This is a genomic window from Lelliottia jeotgali, from assembly GCF_977070485.1.
The window spans coordinates 17,724-42,300 of record NZ_CDRVFO010000002.1; the positions used below are offsets into that span (position 1 = coordinate 17,724).

The window sequence follows — 24,577 nt, forward strand, 5'->3', positions numbered from 1 at the left end:
ACAGCATGAAATTCAGTGAACAGTGGCTGCGCGGTTGGGTAAACCCGCAAGTCTCCCGTGACGAACTGGTCGCCCGCCTGTCCATGGCCGGCCTTGAAGTCGACAGCGTAACCCCCGCTGCCGGCCAGTTCAGCGGCATCGTCGTGGGCGAAATCCTCGCCACCGAACAACACCCCGACGCCGACAAGCTGCGCGTCTGCCAGGTCAGCAACGGCCAGGAAACCTTCCAGGTCGTCTGCGGCGCCCCCAACGCGCGCCCGGGCATCAAAATCCCGTTCGCCATGATCGGCGCCGAACTGCCGGGCGACTTCAAGATCAAGAAGGCCAAGCTGCGCGGCGTCGAGTCGTTCGGCATGCTGTGCTCGGCAGCAGAGCTGCAGATCAGCGAAGAAAACGACGGCCTGCTCGAACTGGCTGCCGACGCTCCGGTAGGCGAAGACATTCGCCAGTACCTGAGCCTGGACGACGCCAGCATCGAAATCGGCCTGACCCCCAACCGCGGTGACTGCCTGTCGCTGGCTGGCCTGGCCCGCGACGTCAGCGCCCTGTACAACGTCCCGGTCACCCGCCCGGTGGTGCCGGCCGTTCCGGCTGCCCACGACGAAGTGCGCCCGGTCGAAGTCAGCGCCCCGGCCGTGTGCCCACGCTACCTGGGCCGCGTCATCCGCAACGTCGACCTCAGCAAGCCCACCCCGCTGTGGATGGTTGAACGCCTGCGCCGCAGCGACGTGCGTAGCATCGACGCCGCCGTCGACATCACCAACTACGTGATGCTCGAACTCGGCCAGCCGATGCACGCCTTCGACCTCGCCGAAATCAACGGTGGCATCCGCGTACGCATGGCCGAAGAGGGCGAGAAGCTCGTGCTGCTCGACGGCCAGGAAGTCGCCCTGCGCGCCGACACCCTGGTCATCGCCGACCACACCCGCGCCCTGGCCATTGCCGGCGTGATGGGTGGCGAGCACAGCGGCGTCAACACCGAAAAAACCCGCGACCTGTTCCTCGAAAGCGCCTTCTTCGAGCCGATCGCCGTTGCTGGCAAGGCCCGTTCCTACGGCCTGCACACCGACGCCTCGCACCGCTACGAGCGCGGCGTCGACTCGCAACTGGCCCGCGAAGCCATGGAGCGCGCTACCGCACTGGTGCTGGAGATTGTCGGCGGCGAAGCCGGCCCCATCATCGAAGCCGTCAGCGAACAGCACCTGCCGCAAGTCGCTCCGGTGACCCTGCGCGCCGAACGCATCACCCAGATGCTCGGCATGGAGCTGCAGGCCGCCCAGGTCGAGCAGATGCTCAACGCCCTGGAGCTGACCACCACGGCCAACGGGGCAGGGGAGTGGACCGTCAAGGTGCCAAGCCACCGCTTCGACATCAGCCTGGAAGTCGACCTGATCGAAGAGCTGGCCCGCCTGTACGGCTACAACAGCCTGCCAGTGCGTTACCCGCAAGCGCGCCTGGCACCCAAGGCCAACCCGGAAACCCGCGGTGAGCTGCCCAACCTGCGCCGCCTGCTGGTCGCCCGCGGCTACCAGGAAGCCATCACCTACAGCTTCATCGACCCGAAGCTGTTCGAGCTGTTCACCCCAGGCGTAGAGCCGCTGCTGCTGGCCAACCCCATCTCCAGCGACATGGCCGCCATGCGCGCCTCGCTGTGGCCGGGCCTGGTCAAAGCTATGCAGCACAACCTCAACCGCCAGCAAGACCGCGTGCGCCTGTTCGAAAGCGGCCTGCGCTTCGTCGGCCAGCTGGGTGACCTGAAGCAGCAGCCCATGATCGCCGGCGTCGTCACCGGCAGCCGCCTGCCAGAAGGCTGGGCCAACGGCCGTGACAGCATCGACTTCTTCGATGTGAAAGCAGATGTCGAAGCCCTGCTGGGCTACTCGGGCGCCCTGAGCGACTTCACCTTCGCCGCCGGCAAACACCCCGCCCTGCACCCAGGCCAGACCGCTCTCATCCAGCGCGACGGCAAGGAAGTCGGCTACCTCGGCGCCCTGCACCCGGAAGTTGCCAAGGCCCTGGGTCTGGACCGCCCGGTGTACGTCTTCGAGCTGGTGTTGGGTGATGTGGTCGAAGGTCGCCTGCCGAAATTCAGCGAACTCTCCAAGTTCCCGGAAACCCGTCGCGACCTGGCCCTGATCGCCGGCCGTGACGTGGCTGCCAGCGCCGTGCTTGAAGTAATTCGTGACAATGCAGGCGAATGGCTTACAGACCTCAGGCTGTTTGACGTCTACCAGGGTAAAGGTATTGATCCTGATAGAAAAAGCCTGGCCGTCGGCTTGACCTGGCAGCATCCATCGCGCACTCTTAACGACGATGAGGTGAACACTACCCTGCAAAACATCCTCACCTCGCTTGAACAAAGGTTGAACACCACGTTAAGGAAATAACGGCATGGGTGCTCTGACGAAAGCTGAGATGGCCGAAAGGCTGTACGAGGAGCTGGGGCTTAACAAGCGTGAGGCCAAGGAGTTGGTCGAGCTGTTTTTTGAAGAAATTCGGCACGCACTTGAAGAGAACGAGCAGGTCAAGTTGTCCGGTTTCGGCAACTTCGACCTTCGCGACAAACGCCAGCGGCCGGGCCGCAACCCCAAAACAGGGGAAGAGATCCCGATCACTGCACGGCGCGTCGTCACCTTTCGTCCAGGGCAGAAGTTGAAGGCCCGGGTTGAGGCCTATGCTGGAACCAAGCCATAACGACGAACTGCCCCCCATACCGGGCAAACGCTACTTCACCATTGGTGAAGTCAGCGAGTTGTGTGCCGTAAAGCCACACGTGCTGCGGTATTGGGAGCAGGAGTTCCCTCAGCTCAACCCTGTGAAGCGGCGGGGCAATCGACGGTATTACCAGCGCCAAGACGTGCTGATGATCCGCCAGATTCGCGCGCTGCTTTATGACCAGGGGTTCACCATTGGCGGGGCGCGGTTACGGCTCTCCAGTGATGAGGTGAAGGATGAGTCAAGCCAGTACAAGCAGCTGATTCGGCAGATGATTGTTGAGTTGGAGGATGTGCTGGTTGTCTTGAAGAAGTGAGCTTGAGCCGATGAATGGAAATTTTTGAAAAAAAGCTTTCATTTATCAAAAGGTTAGGGTAGATTTCTCATCGTTCTCAGAGGTTGTGAGAATGTAGTCGGGGCGTAGCGCAGCCCGGTAGCGCACTTGCATGGGGTGCAAGGGGTCGAGTGTTCGAATCACTCCGTCCCGACCAAAAAACTCCAAAGAATCCAGTCACTTAACGGTGACTGGATTTTTTTATGGCTATGGTTTTTTGCGGTGAATTCATTTTTGCTCCACTTTTTGCCCCACCGTGAAATCTCTTCAGTTTGTTGGCTTGTTATTGGTTCCTCTTAGATTGTCTGACCTTCAGCCAAGTGCTTACTCAGGGTTTCGCGTGAAAATCAGGTGTTACCAGGTGGTGTAGGCCTTTCAGGAATCACCGGTCAGTTCGACCAGATCGGCTGGCTGCGCACGCGAAGGAGACAGGTATTTTTGGATGCCTTGGCGCACACGTTCAAGGTCCGCTGCGAACCTCGGGTAGTCGAAGCGATAACGAGGCTCAGCGGTACTGACTGAGGCGGTGCTTGCGCGGTCTGCCAACAGTTCAATGGAGGTGATTTGCTGCTGCACCAGGCCGAGATCCGAGCGCTCCGGCGTGTCTTGAGCAGCGGCGCCGAGCGACACCACAAAGGTAAGCAACAGGGCGGAAGTTGAAGTGTTCATGGCGAAATCCAGCCGGGTAACTGGCATTCACTTTGGCTAGTCAGGCAGCCTTTGGCATGGAATAAAGGGATCTTTGAGCCTTCGCTTTAGAACCGGAGACTGCAGTGAGTGCGTCGTGAGCCACTGGGGCATGTGTGTTGGATCGGCTATGTATTACTTTCCAATGGCCGCAATCGACCCAGGCTGTGTGAAAACGCCTGCGATTGTCTAACCTTCTGATCGTCGAGATCGCGGCGGGGACGATCATGAAGCGATTCATTGAAGGTGAGTCTCGGACGCAAGTCACGTTGCTGCCGGAGTGCCTGGACGATTACATCACCGAAGAAAACCCAGTTCGGGTAGTCGACGTTTTTGTCGATGAACTCGACCTTGGAACACTCGGGTTCGAGGGTGTCGATCCTGCGGCAACGGGTCGTCCGGCTTACCATCCAGCAGTGCTGCTAAAAATCTACATCTACGGCTATCTCAACCGAATTCAGTCCAGCCGCCGGCTTGAGCGTGAGGCTGAGCGTAATGTCGAGCTGATGTGGCTGACAGGCCGATTGGCGCCTGACTTCAAAACGATTGCCGACTTTCGCCGAGACAATGGTAAAGCCATTCGCAGTGTCTGCCGGCAGTTCGTTGTACTTTGCCGCAACCTCAATCTCTTCTCCCAATCGATCATCGCCATCGACGGCAGCAAATACAAAGACGTGAATAACCGCGACCGCAATTTCACTCAAGGCAAAGTGAAGGCGCGCATGCAGCAGATCGAGCAGAGCATCAACCGCTATCTAGCGGCAATGGATTCAGCGGATCGGGCAGCGCCGGAAGTGGCCGAGGCCAAGACTGAGCGGTTGAAAGACAAAGTCGAAAAACTGAAACAGCAGATGCAAAAACTCAAGGACATCGAGGCGCAGCTTCAAGCCAGTCCCGATCAGCAAATCTCACTTACCGATCCAGATGCCCGTTCAATGGCCACAAGCGGCCGAGGCTCCGGCACAGTTGGGTACAACATACAAACAGCAGTCGACGACAAACACCATCTGATCATTGCCCATGAGGTCACCAACGTTGGTAATGATCGCGGGCAACTGAGCAATATGGCTAACCAGGCACGGGAAGAAATCGGTGCTGAGGCGCTGACGGTGGTTGCTGATAGAGGCTATTACAAAGGCTCGGAAATCCTTGCTTGCGAGCAAGCTGGCATCACCACCTTTGTACCTAAACCACTGACATCGAGCAGCAAAGCGGAAGGCCGATTCGGCAAGCAGGACTTCATCTACATGGCTGCTTCGGACGAATATCGATGCCCTGCGGGTCAGTTGCTGACGCGCCGGCATTCCTCAGTGGAAGACGGCATGCTACTGCACTGCTACTGGTGAGCTGCTCGATGCAGAAGCAGTGTACGACCGGTAAAGAGCGGCGATTAAAGCGCTGGGAGCATGAAGCCGTAGTCGAAGGAGTGCAGATTCGATTGGAGCATGATCCGGGGAAGATGAAGGTTCGCCGGCAGACGGTGGAGCATCCCTTTGGCACGCTCAAATTCTGGATGGGAAGTACCCACTTCCTGATCAAAAACCTGCCGAGGGTAAGCACCGAAATGAGCCTTCACGTGCTCGCCTACAACCTCAAACGAATGATGAGCATCTTCGGCCTCGCAGGGTTACTTGAGGCGATCAGGGCGTAAACCCCGCTGTTTGCTGGCCCGCAAACAGCTATATGGGCCGCTGACGCGGCCCATATAGCGCTGCAAACGTCTTTTTCGCTGGGTGAGGCTATTCGCGCTCTCGCGTGCTGATTCCACAGGCAGTCAGCTCGACTCTGAATTATCGATGTATTTACTGCGTTTTCACACAGCCTGGACCCGAAGCTGTCGGTGGCAACGGGCAGAAATCGGCCAAAAGCGTCTATTGAGGGCTTACAGACCCCGCAAGCGATTCACGAGTTAGGTTTTGCCGAACTTGTTGAGCGAATGTCTGCAGGGCTGGCAGATAGCGATCGACTGCCTGCTGGATACTCATTGCCTTTGCAATGTATATGAGGCTTACACAGCCCAGCAGTCGCTGGGTATCGTCGTACAAAGGGACTGCAATGGACGCGATGTTGGCTTCCTGGTTCCAGCCCATGTAGTTCTCGCCACAGCCCCGATGGCGCGCTTTGCGCAGGATGTTATCCAGCGCCAAGCGATCACGCGCCAGGCGGTACTCAGGTTCGTCTCTGCTGGCTAGCAGTGCCAGGATCTGCTCACGCTGCGCTTCATCACAGAATGCCAGGTACGCCAGCCCCGTGGCGGTCTGCAGCAACGGCAAGCGACGCCCGACCATGGAGCGGTGGAACGACAGGCGGCTGAAGCGGTGGGTGGTTTCGCGGACCACCATCTCGTCGACTTCCAGGGTGCATATGTCAGTCGGCCAGACCACCTGCTGCAGGAGGTCGCCAAGCAGGGGGGCGGCGATGGCGGAAATCCACTGTTCGTCGCGAAAACCCTCGCTCAGTTCACGGACCTTCAATGCCAGGCGGAAGCTATCGTCGGATTCACTGCGGCGCACGTAGCCCTCGTCCTGCAAAGTTTCGAGCAGGCGCCGAACGGTCGTGCGGTGCAAGCCAGTGAGCTCGGCAAGGCGCGTTGGGCTGGCGCCCCCATCCAGACGGTTCAAGGCGTTGAGCAGGGCCAGGCCGCGGCTTAGGCCACGCACGGTCTTGTAATCGGAATCTCGGTCTCTATTCACAAAAATCCATAAAAAACAATGATGTGCACTAAGTGCTCGGCGGGACTGTTTTTCATTGTAGGGCAATCGGTGCCATTCCTATACTCGCCGCAACAACTACAAACACCCTGACAGGGGAACACACCATGCGCTATGCCTGCCTGCACTCGCCATTTTTACCTGCATTCATTGCCTGCGTCTTTGCCCTGCGAAGCGTAGCGACATTCCGCTAGACCCGTACCAGTCAAAACGCCCAGTCATCCCCCTTGCGCCTGTCAGCGCGAGGACGGTCGCGGCTTGCCTGGAAACCTTCCGGGCCGCCGAGGGCAGTGTCGAGGATTACAACAATGAATAAGCCGCATCCAGATCACATTCAGGCCGATTACACCGCAGACGTGGTGATCATCGGTGCCGGGCCCGTGGGGCTGGCCATCGCCAACTATCTCGGCCAGGCTGGCGTACAGGTGCTCCAGATCGAGAAGCTCGACCAGCTGATCGACTACCCGCGCGCCATCGGCATCGATGACGAGTCGCTGCGCACCGTGCAGGCCATCGGCCTGGTCGAGCAGGTGTTGCCACACACCACGCCGTGGCACGCCATGCGCTTTCTCACGCCCAAGGGCCGTTGCTTTGCCGATATCCAGCCGACTACCGACGAGTTCGGTTGGTCGCGCCGCAATGCGTTCATCCAACCGCAGGTCGATGCGGTGCTGCACCGTGGTCTGGAACGCTTCGCCCATGTGCGCACGCTGTTCTCCCGCGATGTGGTGCAGTTCCAGCAGGACGACGAAGGCGTGAGCCTGCAGATGACTGCTCCGGACGGTCGTCAGGAAACTGTGCGGGCGCGGTACCTGGTGGCTTGTGACGGCGGCAACAGCCTGATCCGTCGTACCCTGGAAATCTCTTTCGAGGGCAAGACCGCCCCCAACCAGTGGATCGTCATCGATATCGCCAACGACCCGCTGGGCACCCCCAATGTGTACTTGTGCTGCGACCCGGTACGCCCTTACGTATCGGCGGCGCTCCCCCATGGTGTACGGCGCTTCGAGTTCATGGTGATGCCGGGTGAGACCGAGCAGGAGCTGGGCAAGCCGGAGAACCTGCGCAAGCTGCTGGCCAAGGTGCTACCCGATCCGGACCGCGTCGATCTTATCCGCAAACGCGTGTACACCCACAATGCCCGCCTGGCCGGCCGCTTCCGGGATAAGCGGGTGCTGCTGGCCGGCGATGCCGCGCACATCATGCCGGTCTGGCAGGGCCAGGGTTACAACAGCGGCATGCGTGACGCCAGCAACCTGAGCTGGAAGCTGGCCCTGGTGGTCAAGGGCCTGGCCGGCGAAGCGCTGCTCGACACCTATGAGCAGGAGCGCCGCGACCATGCCAAGGCAATGATCGACCTGTCGGTGCTGGCCGGCCATGTATTGGCGCCGCCCAAACGCTGGCAGGGCGCGCTGCGCGACGGAATTTCCTGGGCGCTAAACTACCTCCCGGCGGTCAAGCGCTACTTCCTGGAAATGCGCTTCAAACCCATGCCCCAGTATACGAAGGGGGCGCTGGTCGGCGCCGAGGACAGCAAGACGACAGCAGTCGGGCGCATGTTCATCCAGCCCAAAGTGGTCACCGAATCGGGCGAAATCCGCCTGCTTGATGACGTCATCGGCAGCAACTTCGCCTTCATTGCCTGGGGCAGCGATCCGCTCTGGGGTCTGAGCGCCGACCAGGAGCAAGCCTGGCGTGCGCTCGGGGCCTGCTTCATGCAGGTTGTGCCGGACGTGCAACTCAAGGCCGGTCGCAAAGTGCGAGATGGGGTGATTCGCGTGGGGGACTGCACGGGCCGCCTGAAGCAATGGTTCGGTCTCTACCCGGTATCCATCGCACTGCTGCGCCCGGACCGCTTCGTCGGCGCGGTGGCCATCCCGCAAACCATCGGTCAGGCCAGCGATACCCTGCTGCGCGCCTTGGCTGCCCAGCCACAGCCAAGCGCTCAGGCGTCTCTGGCATCGAAGGTGGCGTGAGATGAGCGCCTACCTGCACTGCCTGTCCCATACCCCGTTGGTCGGCTATGTCGACCCGCCGCAAGCCGTGCTGGCCGAGGTCGACGAAGTGATCGGAGCCGCCCGCGCACGCATCGCTGCATTCGACCCCGAGCTGGTGGTGCTGTTTGCCCCGGACCATTACAACGGCTTCTTCTATGACGTCATGCCGGCCTTTTGCATCGGCATGGGAGCTACCGCCATCGGCGATTTTCAGAGCGCCGCCGGACCGCTCGACGTGCCCCGTGAGCTGGCCGAGGCCTGTGCCGCTGCGGTGTTGGAAGCCGGAGTGGACGTGGCCGTGTCCTACCGCATGCAGGTCGACCATGGTTTTGCCCAGCCGCTGGAGTTTCTGCTCGGTGGCCTGGCGGAAAAGCCGGTGATCCCGGTATTCATCAACAGCGTGGCTGTGCCGCTGCCAAGCTTCGCTCGCGCCCGGCTGCTCGGCGAAGCCATCGGTAGTTTCGCCCAGGGCACTGGAAAACGCGTGCTGTTCCTGGGCTCTGGTGGCCTGTCGCACCAGCCGCCGGTGCCGGAGCTGGCCCATGTAGATGCGCGCATGGCCGACCGGCTAATGGGCAGCGGCCGCGACCTGCCGGCCAACGAACGCGAAGCCCGCCAGCAACGGGTAATCAGCGCCGCCGAGGGCTTCGTGCGTGACCAGCACAGCCTACACCCGCTCAACCCAGCCTGGGACAACCACTTCCTCGACCTGCTCGAACAACAGCGCTTCGGTGAGCTCGATGGCATGGGCAATGCCGAGCTGTCGACCCTGGCCGGCAAATCAACCCACGAGGTCAAGACCTGGGTGGCGGCCTTCGCCGCGCTCGCTGCATTCGGCGACTACCAGGCCCGTGAGCGCTACTACCGGCCGATTCCCGAGTGGATCGCCGGTTTCGGTTCGCTCAGTGCCCATTCCATTACCTGATGAACGGAGAACTCCCATCATGACCCGCATTGCCATCAGCGAAGCTGCAAGCAGCCGTTTCGCCCACATCCGCGAAGGCGAGCTGGACCTGCAAGTGCACTACAACGACCTGGGCGAAGGCGCCGAGACCGTGGTCATGCTGCACGGGTCCGGTCCAGGTGCCAGCGGTTGGGCCAACTTCAACCGCAACATCGAACCGTTGTTGACCGCCGGCTACCGTGTGGTGCTGATGGACTGCCCGGGTTGGAGCAAGAGTGACCCGATTGTCTGCCGCGGCTCGCGCTCGGACCTCAATGCCACCGCGCTCAAGGGCTTGCTCGACGTTCTCGGCCTTGAGCGCGTGCACATCCTTGGCAATTCCATGGGTGGGCACAGTGCCGTGGCCTTCACCCTGGGCTACCCCGAACGGGTCGGCAATCTGGTACTGATGGGCGGGGGCACCGGCGGCGCCAGCCCCTTCGTGCCGATGCCCACCGAAGGCATCAAACTGATCAACGGTCTGTACCGCGAGCCGACCATCGACAACCTGAAGAAGATGATGAACGTCTTCGTCTACGACCCGAGCGACCTCACTGAGGCGCTGTTCCAGACCCGCCTGGACAACATGCTCAGCCGCCGCGACCACCTTGAAAACTTCGTTGCCAGCCTGGCCGCCAACCCCAAACAGTTCCCCGACTTCAGCGCGCGTCTGGCCGAAATCAAGGCCAAGACCTTGGTGATCTGGGGCCGCAACGACCGCTTCGTGCCCATGGATGTCGGCCTGCGCCTGATTGCCGGTATCGCCAATTCCGAACTGCACGTGTTCAACAACTGCGGCCACTGGGCGCAGTGGGAGCACGCCGACACCTTCAACCGCCTGGTACTGGACTTCCTCCAGCACTGATTTGAGGTACATCCCATGACCATCGATTCGCAAACCCTCGAGCGCCTGGCTGCCGACCTGCGCCGTGCCCAGCAACAGGGTGAGGCCATTGCCCCGCTGCGGGACGTCATCGGCGCGGAAAATGCCGAGGCGGCCTACGCCATCCAGCGCTTGAACGTTGCCCATGCCCTGGCTGACGGGCGTCGCCTGGTGGGCCGCAAGATTGGCCTGACCAATCCCAAGGTACAGGCCCAGCTGGGCGTGGACCAGCCGGACTTCGGCAGCCTGTTCGCCGACATGTGCTATGGCGACAACGAAAGCGTGCCGTACGCCAGCGTCATGCAGCCGAAGATCGAGGCCGAGATCGCCCTAGTGCTGGCCCACGACCTGCCCAGCGCACAGACCACTTTCGCCGACGTGATCGCCGCCACTGGCCATGTGTTGCCGGCGCTGGAAATCGTCGGGAGCCGCGTGCAGGGCTGGAATATCCGTTTCGCCGACACCGTGGCTGACAACGCCTCCAGTGGCTGCTTCGTGCTTGGCGGCCCGGCCCGCCAACTGCAAGACCTCGACCTGCGTAGCGCGGGCATGCGCATGACCCGCAACGGCGAGCTGGTGTCCAGCGGCACTGGCGCCGAATGCCTCGGTCATCCGCTCAACGCCGCCGTGTGGCTGGCCCGCACCATGGCGAGCCTGGGCGAGCCGCTGCGTGCTGGCGACATCATCCTCACCGGCGCCCTCGGGCCGATGGTGGCGGTGGCGCCGGGCGACCATTTCGAAGCCGAGATCGACGGCCTTGGCCGCGTCGGCGCGACCTTCAGCGGCGAGTGACGGAGACCTCCATGAGCCAGAAACGCAAAGTCGCCATCATCGGCTCCGGTAACATCGGCACCGACCTGATGATCAAGATCCTACGCAACGCCAAGCACCTGGAAATGGCCGCGATGGTCGGTATCGACCAGGCTTCCGACGGGCTGGCCCGCGCCGCCCGTATGGGCGTGGCCACCACCGCTGATGGCGTAGACGGCCTGACCCGCCTACCGGTGTTTCAGGACATCGATTTCGTCTTCGACGCCACCAGCGCTGGTGCCCATGTGAAGAACGACGCTTTCCTGCGCCAGCACAAGGCCAGCCTGCGCATGATCGACCTGACCCCGGCGGCCATCGGTCCGTACTGCGTGCCTGTGGTCAACCTCGAACAGCACCTGCAGGCGATCAACGTCAACATGGTCACCTGCGGTGGCCAGGCCACCATCCCCATGGTCGCGGCGGTGTCGCGCGTGGCCAAGGTGCACTACGCCGAGATCGTCGCCTCGATCGCCAGCAAGTCCGCCGGCCCCGGTACCCGGGCCAACATTGACGAATTCACCGAGACCACCAGCAAAGCCATCGAAGTGATCGGCGGCGCGACCAAGGGCAAGGCGATCATCATCATGAACCCCGCCGAGCCGCCGCTGATGATGCGCGACACGGTGTACGTGCTGAGCGAGACCGCCGACCAAAAGCAGATCGCGGCAAGCATCGAGGAAATGGCTGCCTCGGTGCAGGCCTACGTGCCGGGCTACCGCCTCAAGCAGCAGGTGCAGTTCGAACAAGTGCACAACCTCACTTTGCCGGGGCAGGGGACCTTCACCGGCCTCAAGACCTCCGTGTTCCTCGAAGTCGAAGGCGCAGCCCATTACCTGCCGGCCTACGCCGGTAATCTCGACATCATGACCTCAGCCGCGCTGGCCACCGCCGAGCGTATGGCGCAAGCAATGGGGCCCCTGGCATGAACGGCAAGAAACTCTACATCTCCGACGTGACCCTGCGCGATGGCATGCACGCCATCCGCCACCAGTATTCGCTGGATGACGTGCGGGCCATCGCCACCGCCCTGGATCGGGCCAAGGTCGACTCCATCGAAGTCGCCCACGGCGATGGCCTGCAGGGTTCGAGCTTCAACTACGGCTTTGGTGCCCACACCGACCTCGAATGGATCGAAGCAGCCGCCGACGCGGTCAGCCACGCCAAGATCGCCACGCTGCTGCTGCCAGGGATCGGCACTATCCATGATCTGAAGAACGCCTACGACGCCGGTGCCCGCATCGTGCGCGTGGCCACCCATTGCACCGAAGCGGACGTTTCGCGCCAGCACATCGAGTATGCCCGCGAGCTGGGCATGGACACCGTGGGCTTCCTGATGATGAGCCACATGCAGACGCCTGAAGGGCTGGCGCAGCAGGCCAAGCTGATGGAGAGCTACGGCGCCACCTGCATCTACGTGGTGGACTCGGGTGGCGCGATGAACATGGAAGATATCCGAGCGCGATTCCGCACCGTGAAGGCGGTGCTGAAGGCGGACACCGAGACCGGTATCCATGCGCACCACAACCTCAGCCTGGGGGTGGCCAACTCCATCGCCGCGGTGGAGGAGGGCTGCGACCGCATCGACGCCAGCCTCGCCGGTATGGGCGCCGGTGCCGGCAACGCTCCGTTGGAAGTGTTCATCGCCGCCGCCGACAAGCTCGGCTGGAACCACGGCACCGACCTATACGCGCTGATGGATGCCGCCGACGACCTGGTCCGTCCGCTGCAGGACCGGCCGGTGCGGGTGGACCGCGAAACCCTGGCGCTGGGTTATGCCGGGGTCTACTCGAGCTTCCTGCGCCATTCCGAGATGGCCGCTGCCCGCTATGGCATCAAGGCGGTGGACATTCTTGTCGAGCTGGGCAAACGACGCATGGTCGGTGGCCAGGAAGACATGATCGTCGACGTAGCACTGGACCTGCTCGCTCGCCGTTGAACTACCGTGAGCCGGCTCATGCCGGCTCCCCATCGACCCAACAACAACAATTCGGGTATCAACGATGAAAGCATTGCACAACTTTGCCGCCCAGCAAGCCGCGCCGGCTGGCAACACTCACCTATCGCTCACCATCGGCCTGTGCTTTCTGGTCGCCTTGATGGAGGGTCTCGACCTGCAGGCTGCCGGTATCGCCGCTCAGGGCATCGCCGCCGACTTCGCCCTCGACAACCTGCACATGGGCTGGGTCTTCAGCGCCGGCATCCTTGGTTTGCTACCCGGCGCATTTGTCGGCGGCTGGCTGGCCGACCGCATCGGTCGCAAACGGGTGCTAATGGCCTCGGTGGCGCTGTTCGGGATATTTTCCCTCGCCACCGCCCAGGCCTGGGACTTCCCTAGCTTGCTGGGCGCGCGCCTGCTTACGGGCCTTGGTCTCGGAGCCGCGTTGCCCAACCTCATCGCCCTGACCAGTGAGTGTGCTGGAGGACGGCTGCGCGGTTTCGCCGTCAGCCTCATGTACTGTGGCGTGCCGCTGGGGGCAGCGCTCGCGGCAGGTATCAGCATCGCCGGCTATGCCGGAAGCTGGAAGACGGTGTTCATCGTTGGTGGCGTGGTGCCGCTCCTGATCGTGCCGCTGCTTGGCTTGTTCCTGCCCGAATCGCCGGCTTTTATCCAGCGTGAGGCGCAGTCCGAGACGCCGCGTACCGGCGTCTGGCAGGGGCTGTTCCAAGAGGGCGCCGCGACTGTCACGCTCCTGCTCTGGGTCAGCTACTTCTTCACGCTCATGGTGGTGTACATCCTGATCAACTGGTTGCCGAGCCTGTTGGTTGACCAGGGCTTCAGCCCGGCGCAGGCCGGCTGGGTGATGTTCTCCCTGCAGATTGGCGCAGCGGTCGGCACGCTGGTGCTCGGGGCGCTGGCCCAACGGCTACCGGCCTGGGCAATCTCATCGCTGGTCTACGCCGGCATCCTTGCTGCTCTCGCCATCCTCGGCGTTTCCAGCGAGTTCCCCTCGATGTTGCTCGCTGGCGCGGTCGCTGGCTTTTTCGCTACAGGTGGCCAGGGCGTGCTGTACGCATTGGCCCCGCCGCTGTACCGCACCGATGTGCGCGTCACCGGCGTCGGCAGTGCGCTGGCGGTCGGGCGTATTGGTGCCATGAGTGGGCCGCTGGTGGCCGGTCAGGTGCTTGCCCTCGGCGGCGGCACCCTCGGTGTGATGCTCGCTTCGGCGCCTGGCATCGTGGTCGCCGCCGTGGCGATGTTCTGTCTGTCGGCGCGTCGCGACCGCCACATCTGACACGCCGCCCCTCATCCTGCTATAGAGAGCCTTCAAATGACAATTCCAACTCGGCGCTTTCGTGCCTGCGCATTGCTTGTCACGGCCTTGTGCTCCGCCCCATTCGCGCTTGCGGATCAACGGCCCAATATCCTTTTGGTGGTGGCTGACGATCTTGGTTACTCGGATATCGGTGCCTTCGGTAGCGAGATACATACGCCCACGATCGACTCTTTGGCCAGCAGTGGTGTAGTTCTACGCGATTTCCACACCGCGCCCAGTTGCTCGCCGACGCGTGCCGCATTGCTGACAGGTAACGACCAGCACCTCTCCGGCCTCGGCCTGATGGCCGAAGTACGCAAGCGTCGCTTCGCCAGCCAACCCGTGCTGCCGGGATACGAAGGCGTGCTGAACAAAAACGCCGTCACCTTGCCGCAGCTTTTAAGCGACGCTGGCTACAAAACCATTATTTCCGGCAAGTGGCACCTTGGCAGAGCGCCTGAGTTGCAGCCGCAAAATCGCGGTTTCGAAGAGTCCTATGTGGTGCTGGAGGGCGGTTCGGCGAACTATCGGCAGAAGGAAATGGGCCTGTTCCCCAACTACCCGGCGACCTTCCTGCACAATGGCAAGCAGGTGGAGCTCCCGGCTGACTTCAATGCCACGGTGAACTACACCGATCACCTGATCGAATCGATCGACGCTGCCCGGCGCGAAAACAAGCCTTTCTTCGCATTCGCCGCCTACACCGCCCCGCACTGGCCGCTGCAGGCCCCGGACCGCTATCTGCAACAGACCCGAGGCCGCTATGACGCAGGTTACCAGGCGATCGCCAACAAGCGTGTCGAGCGCATGCATGCGTTGGGGCTGCTGAGCGAGGAAGAAGCCGCCAGCGCAAGCGTGGATGCACCGAATTGGAGCGGCATGTCGACAGAAGCCCGGCAGCATGCTGCGCGCAAGATGGAAATCTATGCCGCAATGGTGGAACAGTTGGACGACCAGGTCGCACGGCTGGTCGAACACCTGAAGAAAACCGGCCAGTACGACAACACGTTGATCGTGTTCATGTCCGACAACGGCCCGGAAAGTAAGGACTACGACGGTCGCCTCGCTGAATGGGTGAATGCCAATTTCGACAACAGTCTCGCCAACATGGGCCGGGTCAACTCTTTCGTCGCCTATGGCAAAGACTGGGCTGCGGTCAGCGCCACGCCACTGCGCGGCGCCAAGCAGAGCGTTCTGGAGGGGGGCACGCGAGTAACCGCCATTGTCAGCCTGCCGGGAGGTATCTCACCGGGAGAACGAAACGAGCTGCTCAATGTGCGCGACCTTATGCCGACAATTCTGGAGTTTGCCAAGGTTCCGGTACCTGGCATCGAATATGCCGGTCGCCCCGTTCATCCGTTGCAGGGCGAGTCGTTCGTTCCGCTTCTGCGCGATCCGAGAGCCACGACCCTCAACGGCGATCGCAGCGTAGTCGGTTGGGAAGTGGACGGCAGCGCGGCACTGCGCCTCGGTTCGATGAAGCTGGTGTATTCCGGCAAGCCGGGCGATGCCTGGCAATTGTTCGATCTTGCCAAGGACAAGGGTGAACGGCACGACCTCGCCGGCCAACAACCGCAACTGATCGAGACCATGAAAGCTCATTGGCGTCATTACGCGCAAGTCAACAACATTGCCTTGGACCCCGACCTGAGCCCGGCTGAACCCCTGCTTAAAAAGAACTGACTACGCGCTGTCGGGCTTCAAGATCTGGAGCCCGTCAGGGCAAGGAAGAGCGGCATGCCCGCGACTACCAATAAGAACAATCAGAGGTATTTCTTCATGTTGAGCACCTATAAAGGCCTGCTCATGGCCACCGTTGTGCCTTTTGCCTGCTCCAGCATGGCCAGTGGTTTCATCAATGACAGCAAGGGTAGCCTGACCCTCGAAAACTATTACTTCGATCGGGATTACCGTGAGGGGCCAGGTCAATCCCAGACCCAGGAATGGGCACAGGGATTGGTTCTGGACATGCGTTCGGGATTTACCGAAGGCCCCGTCGGTTTTGGCGTCGATGCGCTTGGTCAGCTGGGTTTCAAATTGGATTCCGGTCCGGGGCGCAGCGGCATAGGCTTGCTCAGCGTGGATGCTGAAACCGGTGAGCCGGGGGAGAGCTATGGAAAATTCGACGTGCTGGGCAAGGCCCGTCTGTCTAAGACTCAATTCGAACTCGGTACGAAGCAGGTGCTCGCGCCCGTGGCTCGCGGCATGAACGTGCGACTTTTCCCACCATTGATGCGTGGCGCATTCCTGACTTCCCGTGAGATAGACGACCTCACGCTTCAGGTGACGCGTATCGACGCGATTAAACTGCGTAACTCGACCAATCATGAGCCGATGTCGATCAGCAGTCCGTATCGTCGCTTCAATGGCTCTGCCACCAGCGACCAATTCGACATCCTTGGCGTCGACTACCAATGGAATGCGGGCCTGGCCACCAGTTACTACCATGCAACGCTGCAGGATCTATACCGGCAGGACTACATCAGCCTCCTGCATACATGGGCGCTGCCGCAAGCAAAGCTGGTCAGCGACCTGCGCTATTTCATCAGCAGGGAAGACGGCGCAGGTGAAGCCGGCCCGGTGGACAACCGCACCTTCAGCAGCATGTTCACGCTCAGTACCCAGGGACATTCCATCGGTCTAGGCTACATGGCACTTAGCGGGGCCACCGCCATGCCCTACGTTGCCGGTACCAGCCCATACGTGAACACCGGCGGCTCGCAGGTCAGCGAGTTCGTCAACCCCGGCGAGAAGACCTGGCAGTTCAGGTACGACTACGATTTTGTCGCGCTAGGCGTGCCAGGGCTGAAATTCATGTGGCGTTACATGGATGGTCGGCAGCTCAAACTGCCCATCGCCAAGTTCGAGGCCGAAGAGTCGGAGCGCGATGTCGAGCTCAGCTACGTCATCCAGAGCGGCAGTCTTAGGAACCTTGGCATTCGCCTGCGCAATGCCGACTACCGCGCCGACTTCACCCGTGACATCGACGAGACACGGGTGCAGATCGACTATACCTTGGCGCTCTGGTGAGCGTAACTCCGCCAAGGGCTCTCACGTGAATTTCTCAATAGGATTGGAATGAATCGTTGTCTCGGTCGCGGTGTCGTGTTGGTGCTGCTAGCGCTTTCGTGGTACGCCTCGGGCGCGCAGGTCCCTGAGCTCGCCCAGAACGCTGCCGGCTACGCGCCAGCAGATAGCTGTGCGGGGTGTCACATTAAACAAGCCAAGGCCTGGAAAGGCTCTGATCATGATTGGGCGATGCGTGTGGCGGATCCATCCAGTGTATTGGGAGACTTCTCAGGCGTAATCTTCAGCGATGCGGGCGTCGAGACGCGATTTTTCCGCCGTGGTGACCTGTTCTTCACACGTACCGAGGGAGAAGATGGCAAGCCCGCGGACTTTCAGATTCGCTATACCTTCGGCCACCGCCCGCTACAGCAGTATCTGGTAGCCTTTCCTGGTGGCCGGCTGCAAGCCCTGACTGTCGCTTGGGACAGCAGACCTGCCAGCGCGGGCGGGCAGCGATGGTTTTCCCTTTATCCTGGTCAGCGTTTTTCTGCTGGCGATGCACTTCACTGGACCGGGCGATATCAGAACTGGAATGCCATGTGTGCAGATTGTCATTCCACGAACCTGCAAAAAGGCTATGACAGTCAGAGCGATACCTTCGCCACTACCTGGCATGAGCAGAATGTGGGGTGCCAATCCTGCCACGGCCCAGCGCAATCCCATGTGAACTGGGCACGAAAGGCTCAATCGAAAACCCCTCATGACTCAGCTGGCGACGTCGGTCTGCTGGTGGACTTCTCCGCCCTCGGGGCCCAGGGGCTCATCGAGCAATGCGCTTACTGCCACAGTCATCGTGAGGGCCTGGGCGTTGCCCAGCAACCCGGGCATCCGTCACTCGATGCAGTGCTTCCGGCTACGTTGCGGCCAGATTTGTATCACGCCGATGGGCAGATCCAGGCAGAAGTGTACGTTTACGGCTCTTACACCCAGAGCAAGATGTACGCGGCGGGCGTGACATGCACCGACTGCCATGATCCACACTCCACACGGGTGAAACGCGAGGGCAACAGCCTCTGCCTGCAATGCCATAACCCCAAGCCACCGACCGAGCGATTTCCCACCTTGCTGGCAAAGAACTACGACAGCCCTGTCCATCACCATCACACGCCGTCATCGGCAGGCAGCCAGTGTGTGAACTGTCACATGCCAGAAGCAACGTACATGGTCGTGGATCCCCGCCGAGACCACAGTATACGAATACCTCGCCCGGACCTTGCGCGAGCGACAGGCAGCCCAGACGCTTGCACTCGATGTCACCAGGGCAAGACGGTTGAGTGGGCAGCTGAAGCGGTCAAGGGTTGGTTTGGCCAACCGCAACGTCCACCTCACTACGGTGAAACCTTTCAGGCGGTGCGTACTCGCAGCGCAGAATCCATAGCCCTGCTTGTCCAAGTGATCGATGACCTAGGCAAACCTGCAATCGTGAGGGCAACGGCGGCTGATCGCCTGGCTGACTTTGGCGGGGCTGCGCTACCAAGCCTGAGCAAAGCGTTGGAAGACCACAGCGCATTGGTGCGTGCTTACGCGGTAAGTGGTTTTACGGTGCTTACCCCGGCGCAGCGGGTTGTGCATTTGTTGCCGCTACTCAACGATCCTCTTCGCGCAGTGCGTGACGAAGCCATACGTGCGTTGGCGGATATTCCGCTGGCTGCGCTTCCATCGGCCCGCAGGGCGGGTTTCAGGGCTCAGTTACAGGAATACGAACAACGTTTGCACGCCAATGCCGACTTGCCGGGTAACCGCTTGAACTTGGCTGTGTTCCTGGAGCGTCGCGGTCGCGAACTTGAAGCCATGGAACAGTACCGTCAGGCCTTGCGCATGGATCCTTACTTCTCACCTGCTCGTGTAAACCTGGCGGCACTCGCCAGTAGGACCCTGCACATGGATGAAGCCGAACGGGTGCTGCGCAAGGGTATTTCTCTGCAGGACATACCGAAGGCAGACCGCGCGAACCTGGCTTACATGCTGGCGCTTTTGCTGGTAGAGCGTGGTCAGCCTGAGGATGCAGCCGTATATATGGCTGAGGCAGCTGAAGCCGCGCCTCAAAATACCCGGATCCGTTACAACCAAGGGCTGCTTTTGCTGCAGTTGCGCCAATCCGAGGCCGCGCGCAAGGCCTTGGAAGCCGGCCTGAGTCAGGCGCCGGCCGATTCCGACCTTCTCTATGCATTGATCTACCTACATAGTGTCAGCGGAGGTCGCGAGCAGGCAGTTCGATATTGGCGACAACTCAGACTGGTCTCACCCAATGATCCTAGGCTTATTCCATTACGCCGCGAACTCGGAGTTTCTGAAGGAGAGTAAGTCTGCATTAACGTGGAAGAGGTCTTTACCGGATACCTTTGGCATTTGGAGGCGATAACTGCAGGCCACGGCGGAGCGCTTTTCACCCATTGCGGATAGTGGATGTTCAGTGATGCTTTGACATTTTCAATGAACATCATCCGGATGCAGTGCTTCCTCGTTGTAATAGGCCATTGGACACGGATCTTAGTGACTCCATTACAGCTGGAAGACTTGAGTTATTGGCCCCCCTTTGGGTTCAGATGTCTCTCGTCAGGCTCAGCAGAAGACAGCCCTTCCCGAAATACAGTGCTGCACCTCCCCACCCACCCAGATCGTTCCGTTGATGCATTCGATCTGTAACCGACCGCGACGCCCCATAACCGTGCCCTGGCTGACCGTGTACCGATCACGAAGGATGCCTGCTCCGATCAACCACTGAGCCAGGCCTGCATTGAGGCTTCCCGTGACCGGATCCTCGTTGCATTCCTCCCCCATAAAAGTTCTGACCTCCACATCTGCTTCAGCCTCGGGACCTGCCCAAGGCGCAATGACGCCGACATTCAACCCCTGCAGTGCGGCGTAATCGGGTTTGATCGCCAGGACCTGATCACGACCCGCCAGCAACACTCCCGCCCAGCCAGGACCATTGTCCACCCATTGGCTAGCCAAGATCTGTCCCGCAGCAAGACCGAGCCCCTGCTCGATCTGATTCAGCGTCTTGGCGTCCAACGGGCCGCTGCGCAGCAGTGGGGGAGCAGAGAAAGCCAAATACCGCCCCTGCTTGAGCACACGAATCAAGCCAGCCGAACACTCTTGAATGATCTCAACGTTCTCGCGGTTACCTTGCTGTTTCAACCATACCTCGCAACTTCCTAGTGTAGGGTGCCCGGCGAAGGGTAACTCCCGTAGCGGGGTAAAAATGCGTACGCGATAATGCGCCTCGGGCGCTTCAGGTCTTAGCAGAAAAGTGGTTTCACTGAGTTGCGTCCAGCGAGCGAAAGCCTGCATCTGCTCGGCTGTCAGCTCGTCGGCCCCCACTACCACGGCCAGCGCATTACCCTCGTGGGGACGCTCGGCAAATACATCTACCTGTTCGAATTGCAGATAAAACGGCATCAGACTTCCTTGATAGCTATCGGTTGAATATCGCCAACTGGAGCGCGAGGCTACTCGCTACGCGGAAATAGTGGGAGGGTGCTCCGATCACGAGGTCGCCGAGGATAGCCTCATCCACGCGCAGCCGGTTGATCTCCAAACGACCGTACTTGGCTACGACATGATACCGGTCGTACCACGCCCGCCTGAGGGCAGTGAATCACCTTCGATTTTACGGCTTGATTGACTGACCGTTAGCGACCCAGACTGGGCGGTCTCAGTGACCAAGTGCAACACCCGAGGTAAGGTGCTGCATGACTACTCACTACACCCACTTGACCATCGAAGAGCGCGTAACGCTAATGATCATGCGTATGCAAGGCGCCTCGCTGCGAGCCATCGCCCAAGTTCTTGGGCGCCAACCCAGCACGCTGAGTCGAGAGGTGCGGCGCCAGTCGCAGCCTGAGCACTATGACGCCAGCACTGCCGGTGCTCGAGCCCGTGCCCTCAGACACGTCCCGAGGTGCAGCAAGATTCTTGCCCCTGGTTCTGAACTGTTCCAGGTCGTACACAGCATGTTGGCCAAGGGCTGGTCTCCTCAGCAAATTGCCGCCAGACTCAAGGACTACTGGCCTGATAATCCTGAGCGGCATGTGAGTCACGAAACGATCTACCTGACAATCTATGCATACCCACGCGGCGAGCTTAAGCGTCAACTCATTGGTTACCTGCGCCAGGGCGGCAGCAAGCGGCGTACTCGCAGCACTGCGCCAGCTCGGCGCGAGCGCTATCCAGCTGAACAGAATATTCGCTACCGGCCTGAAGAGGTCGAGGGTCGACAAGTGCCAGGTCATTGGGAAAGCGACCTGATCATGGGCGCGAACAATCGCTCGGCAGTAGCGACGATGGTCGAGCGCACGAGCCGTTTCGTGATCCTGGCCAAGTTGGATGCGCCCACCGCAGACGCCGCGCTAGAGGGGATGACGCGAGAACTTTCGCGGATGGCACCGGCGCTGCTGAAAACCATGACCCATGACCAAAGCAGCGAGATGGCCAAGCATCAAGAGCTGACAGCTCGTACGGGAATGAAGATCTACTTCGCTGACCCGCACAGCCCTTGGCAAAGAGGCAGCAACGAGAACACGAACGGCCTGCTCCGGCAGTACTTACCCAAGGGCACCGATTTGTCGCTGGTTAGCCAGGAGCGGCTGGACGAGATTGCCGACTTGCTCAACACCCGACCTCGTCAGACATTGGGCTGGAAATTCCCTGTTGAAGTGTTGACGGATCATCTGCAACTGCTGGCAACCAATCGGCTCAACATTATCAACTGACTGTTGCACTTGGAACCTGAGGCCGCCAAGCGTTGCACTTCATCGAAGTCGAGCAAACGGCTGTCCACGAAGCCCTCAGGTAGGGCCCACATCAGAGAGGTGAGTTCCATCTGCATCATCCGGCAGAACCGACTTCATTCACATCAATGCCCCATCAAGTAAAGACAGGCGCCCGGAAAGACAGCCGATAAGCTGCAAGAGTTCACGCCTTAAGTCCCCCATCGACTTATTCCAATAGACGTTCAAACAATGCACTGCAGATGATATGAAGTTCAAAACACCTAGTGGCCGATTTACATGAACCTCTCGCCTCACCCACCCCTTTGGTGCTCGCACCTGGAGTGATGGCATTGTGCCTTGGGCGGAAGGTATGATGCTACCTACCATCAAAATCATGGAGGGATTATGCGTCATTTTCTTTTCGCCCTAGCGGGTGCCATTGCTCTATCTCCTACAGCGCACGCTGCTACCTCGCCAATGCACGTGGACAAGGTTACTCAAGGGTACTATCAGATCCACACCGACAAAGGCCGTGAGCGGATTGAGGTCGTATCCACTGACAGCACGGGTAAAGTGACTGGCAGAATGACTGGTGACATCGCGCGCGAAGCCCGTCTCGCGCGTTTCACCGCCACGTTTGGTGAAGACTGCGTACTTGGTTTCACTCCAGCGAAGATGAAGATCTTGGTAGTAGAGGACATCGCGGTTGGCGCTGGCGTTTGTGAAGTCATGCCCCTTCCCACAGCACTTCGTGCTAAATGACCCCGCGTTATAATCGCTGAATTAGTGGCTGGTTTTGCCATCAGGCCACGAATCGCGGCTTCAAAACCTGATGAGGCCGGTCACGCCACAGGTCAAAACCGTCGAGCATCCTGTTAGTTCCTGAGCCGTCAGGGCAAGTGCCTGGAGTCGAACCCCGCCACTTTGAAATCGAGTTTGACCGGAAAACGCTATAGCCGGTGTGTTCAAAATCACATCCGAGCTGAGGACCCGTAGCAACCCCCGGCCAACCTTGGTCTCGATCCTTCGCAAACTGCGCATCGCCCGCGAGCTCTCTTCGGTCTACTACATCTGCGCTTCGACGGTCAGTGCTGCGGCTTCGTGCTGCTCCCAAGCTACGAAATGCTGAATCCTGGCAACGTCGAATGGCAGGACCGGAGCTTCTGTGAGACCGGAGGTGCTGCGGCAACTGCTCAAGGCTTGCTGGGAAAAGCGGCGCTTGGACATCGGGTATGTGTCTTTCAAAACCCCGCAAGTGGAAGGGCGTACGATCGCTCCGCACCCGCTGGTTTAACCGGCATGCGTTGGCACGTTCGTGCCTATTGCGAGAAAAACCGTGACTACCGGGACTTTGTGCTGGGTCGTTGTAGGGGTGAGCCGGAGCTGCTCGACGATCAGACGGACAACGGCAGCGAACACGATGTCGAATGGAACACTAAAATCAATGTTATCTTCAAGCTGGACGAGCGCCTGACGCCGGCGCAACGCTCGCTCATTGAATTGAATTACGCAATGACTGACGGGGCGGTTGGTTGTCGAAAGCTCTCAAGCGGTGGCGAAGTAGGTAGTGAAACGGTTTCACGTAAACCCGAATTTGCATGGCGCACGGCCTCAAGCTCAGCAATTAGTGTTGGCGAACCGGGCTGAATTGAAACGCTGGCTGAGGCTTGACTAAAAGCGTCCTTGGCCGATCTTGGGTTTTTGCCTGGCTTGGCGTTCAAGCCGATGTATAAATCATTACGTTCGAGGAAAAAGACATGGCAGTCGCCCCCGTTTGGTTTGCAAACGCGAAAAAACGCGCCCACGAGCTCGCCAAGGCCTATGAACAACGACACGATAGCTTTGAACGCTTGAAGGATGAACAGTTGCGCATCTTTGCCAGGACGGATGCTGCATCTTACCTGACACTCCTTGGTGAGCATGTTCGCAGCGCGTATGGAGATAATCAGGAGGCCGGCTGGTTACCGTCTGCCGGTTCTACGTATAGCGACCTGGAGTTCTTCGAGACCTTGATTCGCCATGATCGTAGCGCACGCCGTTTCAAGTCGTTGACCGAAGTGCCTGAATTTCTGCGCGAGGAATTTGAGGATTGGAGCGATGCTGATTTTCGCGCGCATGCCGAGGATCTGCGGGAGGCATCTCGTAATGGCTACGCCGGGCTTGAGGAGTCACGGATAATCATGGAAGACGAGCCAGAATGTGAAGACTTTTTTGAGCGCCTTTACAACTGGCCAGGCGAAGCTGGTGCGCCGGAGCGTGAACTCGCCCAGGCGGAAGTTCTGGTGGATAACCTGCATTCCGGCTGGAAGCGTTGCCAGAAAGCCGGGCTCGCGCTCTTGCATCCTGCCAACTATGACAGTCCGGACTATGATCCGTCATTGATAGCTGCACTGATGGAGGAGTGAGTCCTTGCAGTGCAGTCCATCATCTTTCCTTCAGGCGCCATGACAGCCGTGCCT

Annotated in this window: 22 protein-coding genes, 1 tRNA gene and 1 pseudogene; 20 read left to right on the plus strand and 4 right to left on the minus strand. The window is 60.2% G+C overall.

What is annotated here, in order from left to right; all coding sequences use genetic code 11:
• Positions 1 to 5: 5 nt before the first annotated feature.
• From pheT to ACW4TB_RS02560, 4 genes are all read left to right on the plus strand, one after another.
• The gene (gene pheT / locus ACW4TB_RS02545; protein ID WP_012313867.1) at positions 6 to 2,387 is read left to right on the plus strand and encodes a phenylalanine--tRNA ligase subunit beta; all 2,382 of its coding nucleotides are present in this window, start codon (positions 6 to 8) and stop codon (positions 2,385 to 2,387) included.
• Between the two features lie 4 nt (positions 2,388 to 2,391).
• On the plus strand, positions 2,392 to 2,694 hold the full coding sequence (gene ihfA / locus ACW4TB_RS02550; protein WP_003250679.1) for an integration host factor subunit alpha: 303 nt from the start codon (positions 2,392 to 2,394) through the stop codon (positions 2,692 to 2,694).
• Positions 2,675 to 3,031 carry a MerR family transcriptional regulator gene (locus tag ACW4TB_RS02555; protein ID WP_008100384.1) on the plus strand — a complete coding sequence of 119 codons (357 nt, stop codon included), beginning with the start codon at positions 2,675 to 2,677 and terminating at the stop codon, positions 3,029 to 3,031. The genes ihfA and ACW4TB_RS02555 overlap by 20 nt, the downstream gene beginning before the upstream one ends.
• A 98-nt stretch (positions 3,032 to 3,129) precedes the next feature.
• Positions 3,130 to 3,206, plus strand: a tRNA-Pro gene (locus ACW4TB_RS02560).
• Positions 3,207 to 3,424: 218 nt separating this feature from the next.
• Here ACW4TB_RS02560 and ACW4TB_RS02565 read toward each other — a convergent pair.
• Positions 3,425 to 3,718: an integrative conjugative element protein, RAQPRD family gene (locus ACW4TB_RS02565; RefSeq protein ID WP_042111338.1), complete on the minus strand. Its 294-nt coding sequence runs from the start codon at positions 3,716 to 3,718 to the stop codon at positions 3,425 to 3,427.
• Positions 3,719 to 3,963: 245 nt separating this feature from the next.
• Between ACW4TB_RS02565 and ACW4TB_RS02570 the strand changes: the two are divergent.
• Positions 3,964 to 5,387 (plus strand): annotated as a pseudogene (locus tag ACW4TB_RS02570) (IS1182 family transposase).
• A gap of 220 nt (positions 5,388 to 5,607) precedes the next feature.
• Here ACW4TB_RS02570 and ACW4TB_RS02575 read toward each other — a convergent pair.
• The gene (locus ACW4TB_RS02575) at positions 5,608 to 6,429 is read right to left on the minus strand and encodes a DNA-binding transcriptional regulator (RefSeq protein WP_012313869.1); all 822 of its coding nucleotides are present in this window, start codon (positions 6,427 to 6,429) and stop codon (positions 5,608 to 5,610) included.
• 326 nt (positions 6,430 to 6,755) lie between these two features.
• Here ACW4TB_RS02575 and ACW4TB_RS02580 point away from each other — a divergent pair, with 326 nt between their 5' ends.
• The 10 genes from ACW4TB_RS02580 (at position 6,756) to ACW4TB_RS02625 (ending at position 19,707) form a co-directional block, all read left to right on the plus strand.
• Complete coding sequence (locus ACW4TB_RS02580) at positions 6,756 to 8,423, plus strand: bifunctional 3-(3-hydroxy-phenyl)propionate/3-hydroxycinnamic acid hydroxylase (protein ID WP_012313870.1); 1,668 nt, start codon at positions 6,756 to 6,758, stop codon at positions 8,421 to 8,423.
• 1 nt (position 8,424) lies between these two features.
• Entirely contained in the window at positions 8,425 to 9,369 is a 945-nt protein-coding gene (gene mhpB / locus ACW4TB_RS02585; RefSeq protein ID WP_012313871.1) for a 3-carboxyethylcatechol 2,3-dioxygenase, read from the plus strand.
• A 19-nt stretch (positions 9,370 to 9,388) separates the two neighbouring features.
• The gene (locus ACW4TB_RS02590) at positions 9,389 to 10,252 is read left to right on the plus strand and encodes an alpha/beta fold hydrolase (protein WP_279928699.1); all 864 of its coding nucleotides are present in this window, start codon (positions 9,389 to 9,391) and stop codon (positions 10,250 to 10,252) included.
• A 21-nt stretch (positions 10,253 to 10,273) separates the two neighbouring features.
• Positions 10,274 to 11,062: a 2-keto-4-pentenoate hydratase gene (mhpD, locus tag ACW4TB_RS02595; protein WP_455842894.1), complete on the plus strand. Its 789-nt coding sequence runs from the start codon at positions 10,274 to 10,276 to the stop codon at positions 11,060 to 11,062.
• A gap of 11 nt (positions 11,063 to 11,073) precedes the next feature.
• Positions 11,074 to 12,006 carry an acetaldehyde dehydrogenase (acetylating) gene (locus tag ACW4TB_RS02600; RefSeq protein WP_012313874.1) on the plus strand — a complete coding sequence of 311 codons (933 nt, stop codon included), beginning with the start codon at positions 11,074 to 11,076 and terminating at the stop codon, positions 12,004 to 12,006.
• A complete protein-coding gene (gene mhpE / locus ACW4TB_RS02605; RefSeq protein ID WP_012313875.1) occupies positions 12,003 to 13,016 on the plus strand; it encodes a 4-hydroxy-2-oxovalerate aldolase in 1,014 nt (337 codons plus the stop codon). Before ACW4TB_RS02600 ends, mhpE begins: the two co-directional genes overlap by 4 nt.
• Before the next feature lie 64 nt (positions 13,017 to 13,080).
• Entirely contained in the window at positions 13,081 to 14,313 is a 1,233-nt protein-coding gene (gene mhpT / locus ACW4TB_RS02610) for a 3-(3-hydroxy-phenyl)propionate transporter MhpT (RefSeq protein WP_012313876.1), read from the plus strand.
• A 36-nt stretch (positions 14,314 to 14,349) separates the two neighbouring features.
• Positions 14,350 to 16,017 (plus strand): arylsulfatase, encoded by a 1,668-nt coding sequence (locus ACW4TB_RS02615; RefSeq protein ID WP_279928705.1) that lies wholly within the window; start codon positions 14,350 to 14,352, stop codon positions 16,015 to 16,017.
• Positions 16,018 to 16,113: 96 nt separating this feature from the next.
• Positions 16,114 to 17,364, plus strand: coding sequence for an OprD family porin (locus ACW4TB_RS02620; protein WP_254467532.1), 1,251 nt, complete (start codon positions 16,114 to 16,116; stop codon positions 17,362 to 17,364).
• A 48-nt stretch (positions 17,365 to 17,412) separates the two neighbouring features.
• Entirely contained in the window at positions 17,413 to 19,707 is a 2,295-nt protein-coding gene (locus ACW4TB_RS02625) for a tetratricopeptide repeat protein (protein WP_012313879.1), read from the plus strand.
• Positions 19,708 to 19,965: 258 nt separating this feature from the next.
• Here the strand turns inward: ACW4TB_RS02625 and ACW4TB_RS02630 are convergent, their stop codons facing one another.
• Positions 19,966 to 20,805: a PhzF family phenazine biosynthesis protein gene (locus tag ACW4TB_RS02630; protein ID WP_012313880.1), complete on the minus strand. Its 840-nt coding sequence runs from the start codon at positions 20,803 to 20,805 to the stop codon at positions 19,966 to 19,968.
• A 293-nt stretch (positions 20,806 to 21,098) separates the two neighbouring features.
• On the opposite strand from ACW4TB_RS02630, the gene ACW4TB_RS02635 reads away from it, so the two are divergent.
• Together ACW4TB_RS02635 and ACW4TB_RS02640 are read left to right on the plus strand one after the other, a co-directional pair.
• The gene (locus ACW4TB_RS02635) at positions 21,099 to 22,118 is read left to right on the plus strand and encodes an IS30 family transposase (RefSeq protein ID WP_012313881.1); all 1,020 of its coding nucleotides are present in this window, start codon (positions 21,099 to 21,101) and stop codon (positions 22,116 to 22,118) included.
• A gap of 405 nt (positions 22,119 to 22,523) precedes the next feature.
• Positions 22,524 to 22,880: a hypothetical protein gene (locus ACW4TB_RS02640; RefSeq protein ID WP_042111341.1), complete on the plus strand. Its 357-nt coding sequence runs from the start codon at positions 22,524 to 22,526 to the stop codon at positions 22,878 to 22,880.
• Between the two features lie 303 nt (positions 22,881 to 23,183).
• On the opposite strand, the gene ACW4TB_RS02645 is transcribed toward ACW4TB_RS02640, so the two are convergent.
• Positions 23,184 to 23,345, minus strand: coding sequence for a hypothetical protein (locus ACW4TB_RS02645; RefSeq protein ID WP_190273321.1), 162 nt, complete (start codon positions 23,343 to 23,345; stop codon positions 23,184 to 23,186).
• On the opposite strand from ACW4TB_RS02645, the gene ACW4TB_RS02650 reads away from it, so the two are divergent.
• The 3 genes from ACW4TB_RS02650 to ACW4TB_RS02660 all read left to right on the plus strand — a co-directional run bounded on the left by ACW4TB_RS02650 (position 23,296) and on the right by ACW4TB_RS02660 (position 24,523).
• Entirely contained in the window at positions 23,296 to 23,412 is a 117-nt protein-coding gene (locus tag ACW4TB_RS02650) for a WYL domain-containing protein (protein WP_455828231.1), read from the plus strand. The genes ACW4TB_RS02645 and ACW4TB_RS02650 overlap by 50 nt on opposite strands.
• Before the next feature lie 5 nt (positions 23,413 to 23,417).
• The gene (locus tag ACW4TB_RS02655) at positions 23,418 to 23,765 is read left to right on the plus strand and encodes a hypothetical protein (RefSeq protein WP_233100421.1); all 348 of its coding nucleotides are present in this window, start codon (positions 23,418 to 23,420) and stop codon (positions 23,763 to 23,765) included.
• Between the two features lie 110 nt (positions 23,766 to 23,875).
• Entirely contained in the window at positions 23,876 to 24,523 is a 648-nt protein-coding gene (locus tag ACW4TB_RS02660; RefSeq protein ID WP_012313882.1) for a hypothetical protein, read from the plus strand.
• Positions 24,524 to 24,577 lie beyond the last annotated feature (54 nt).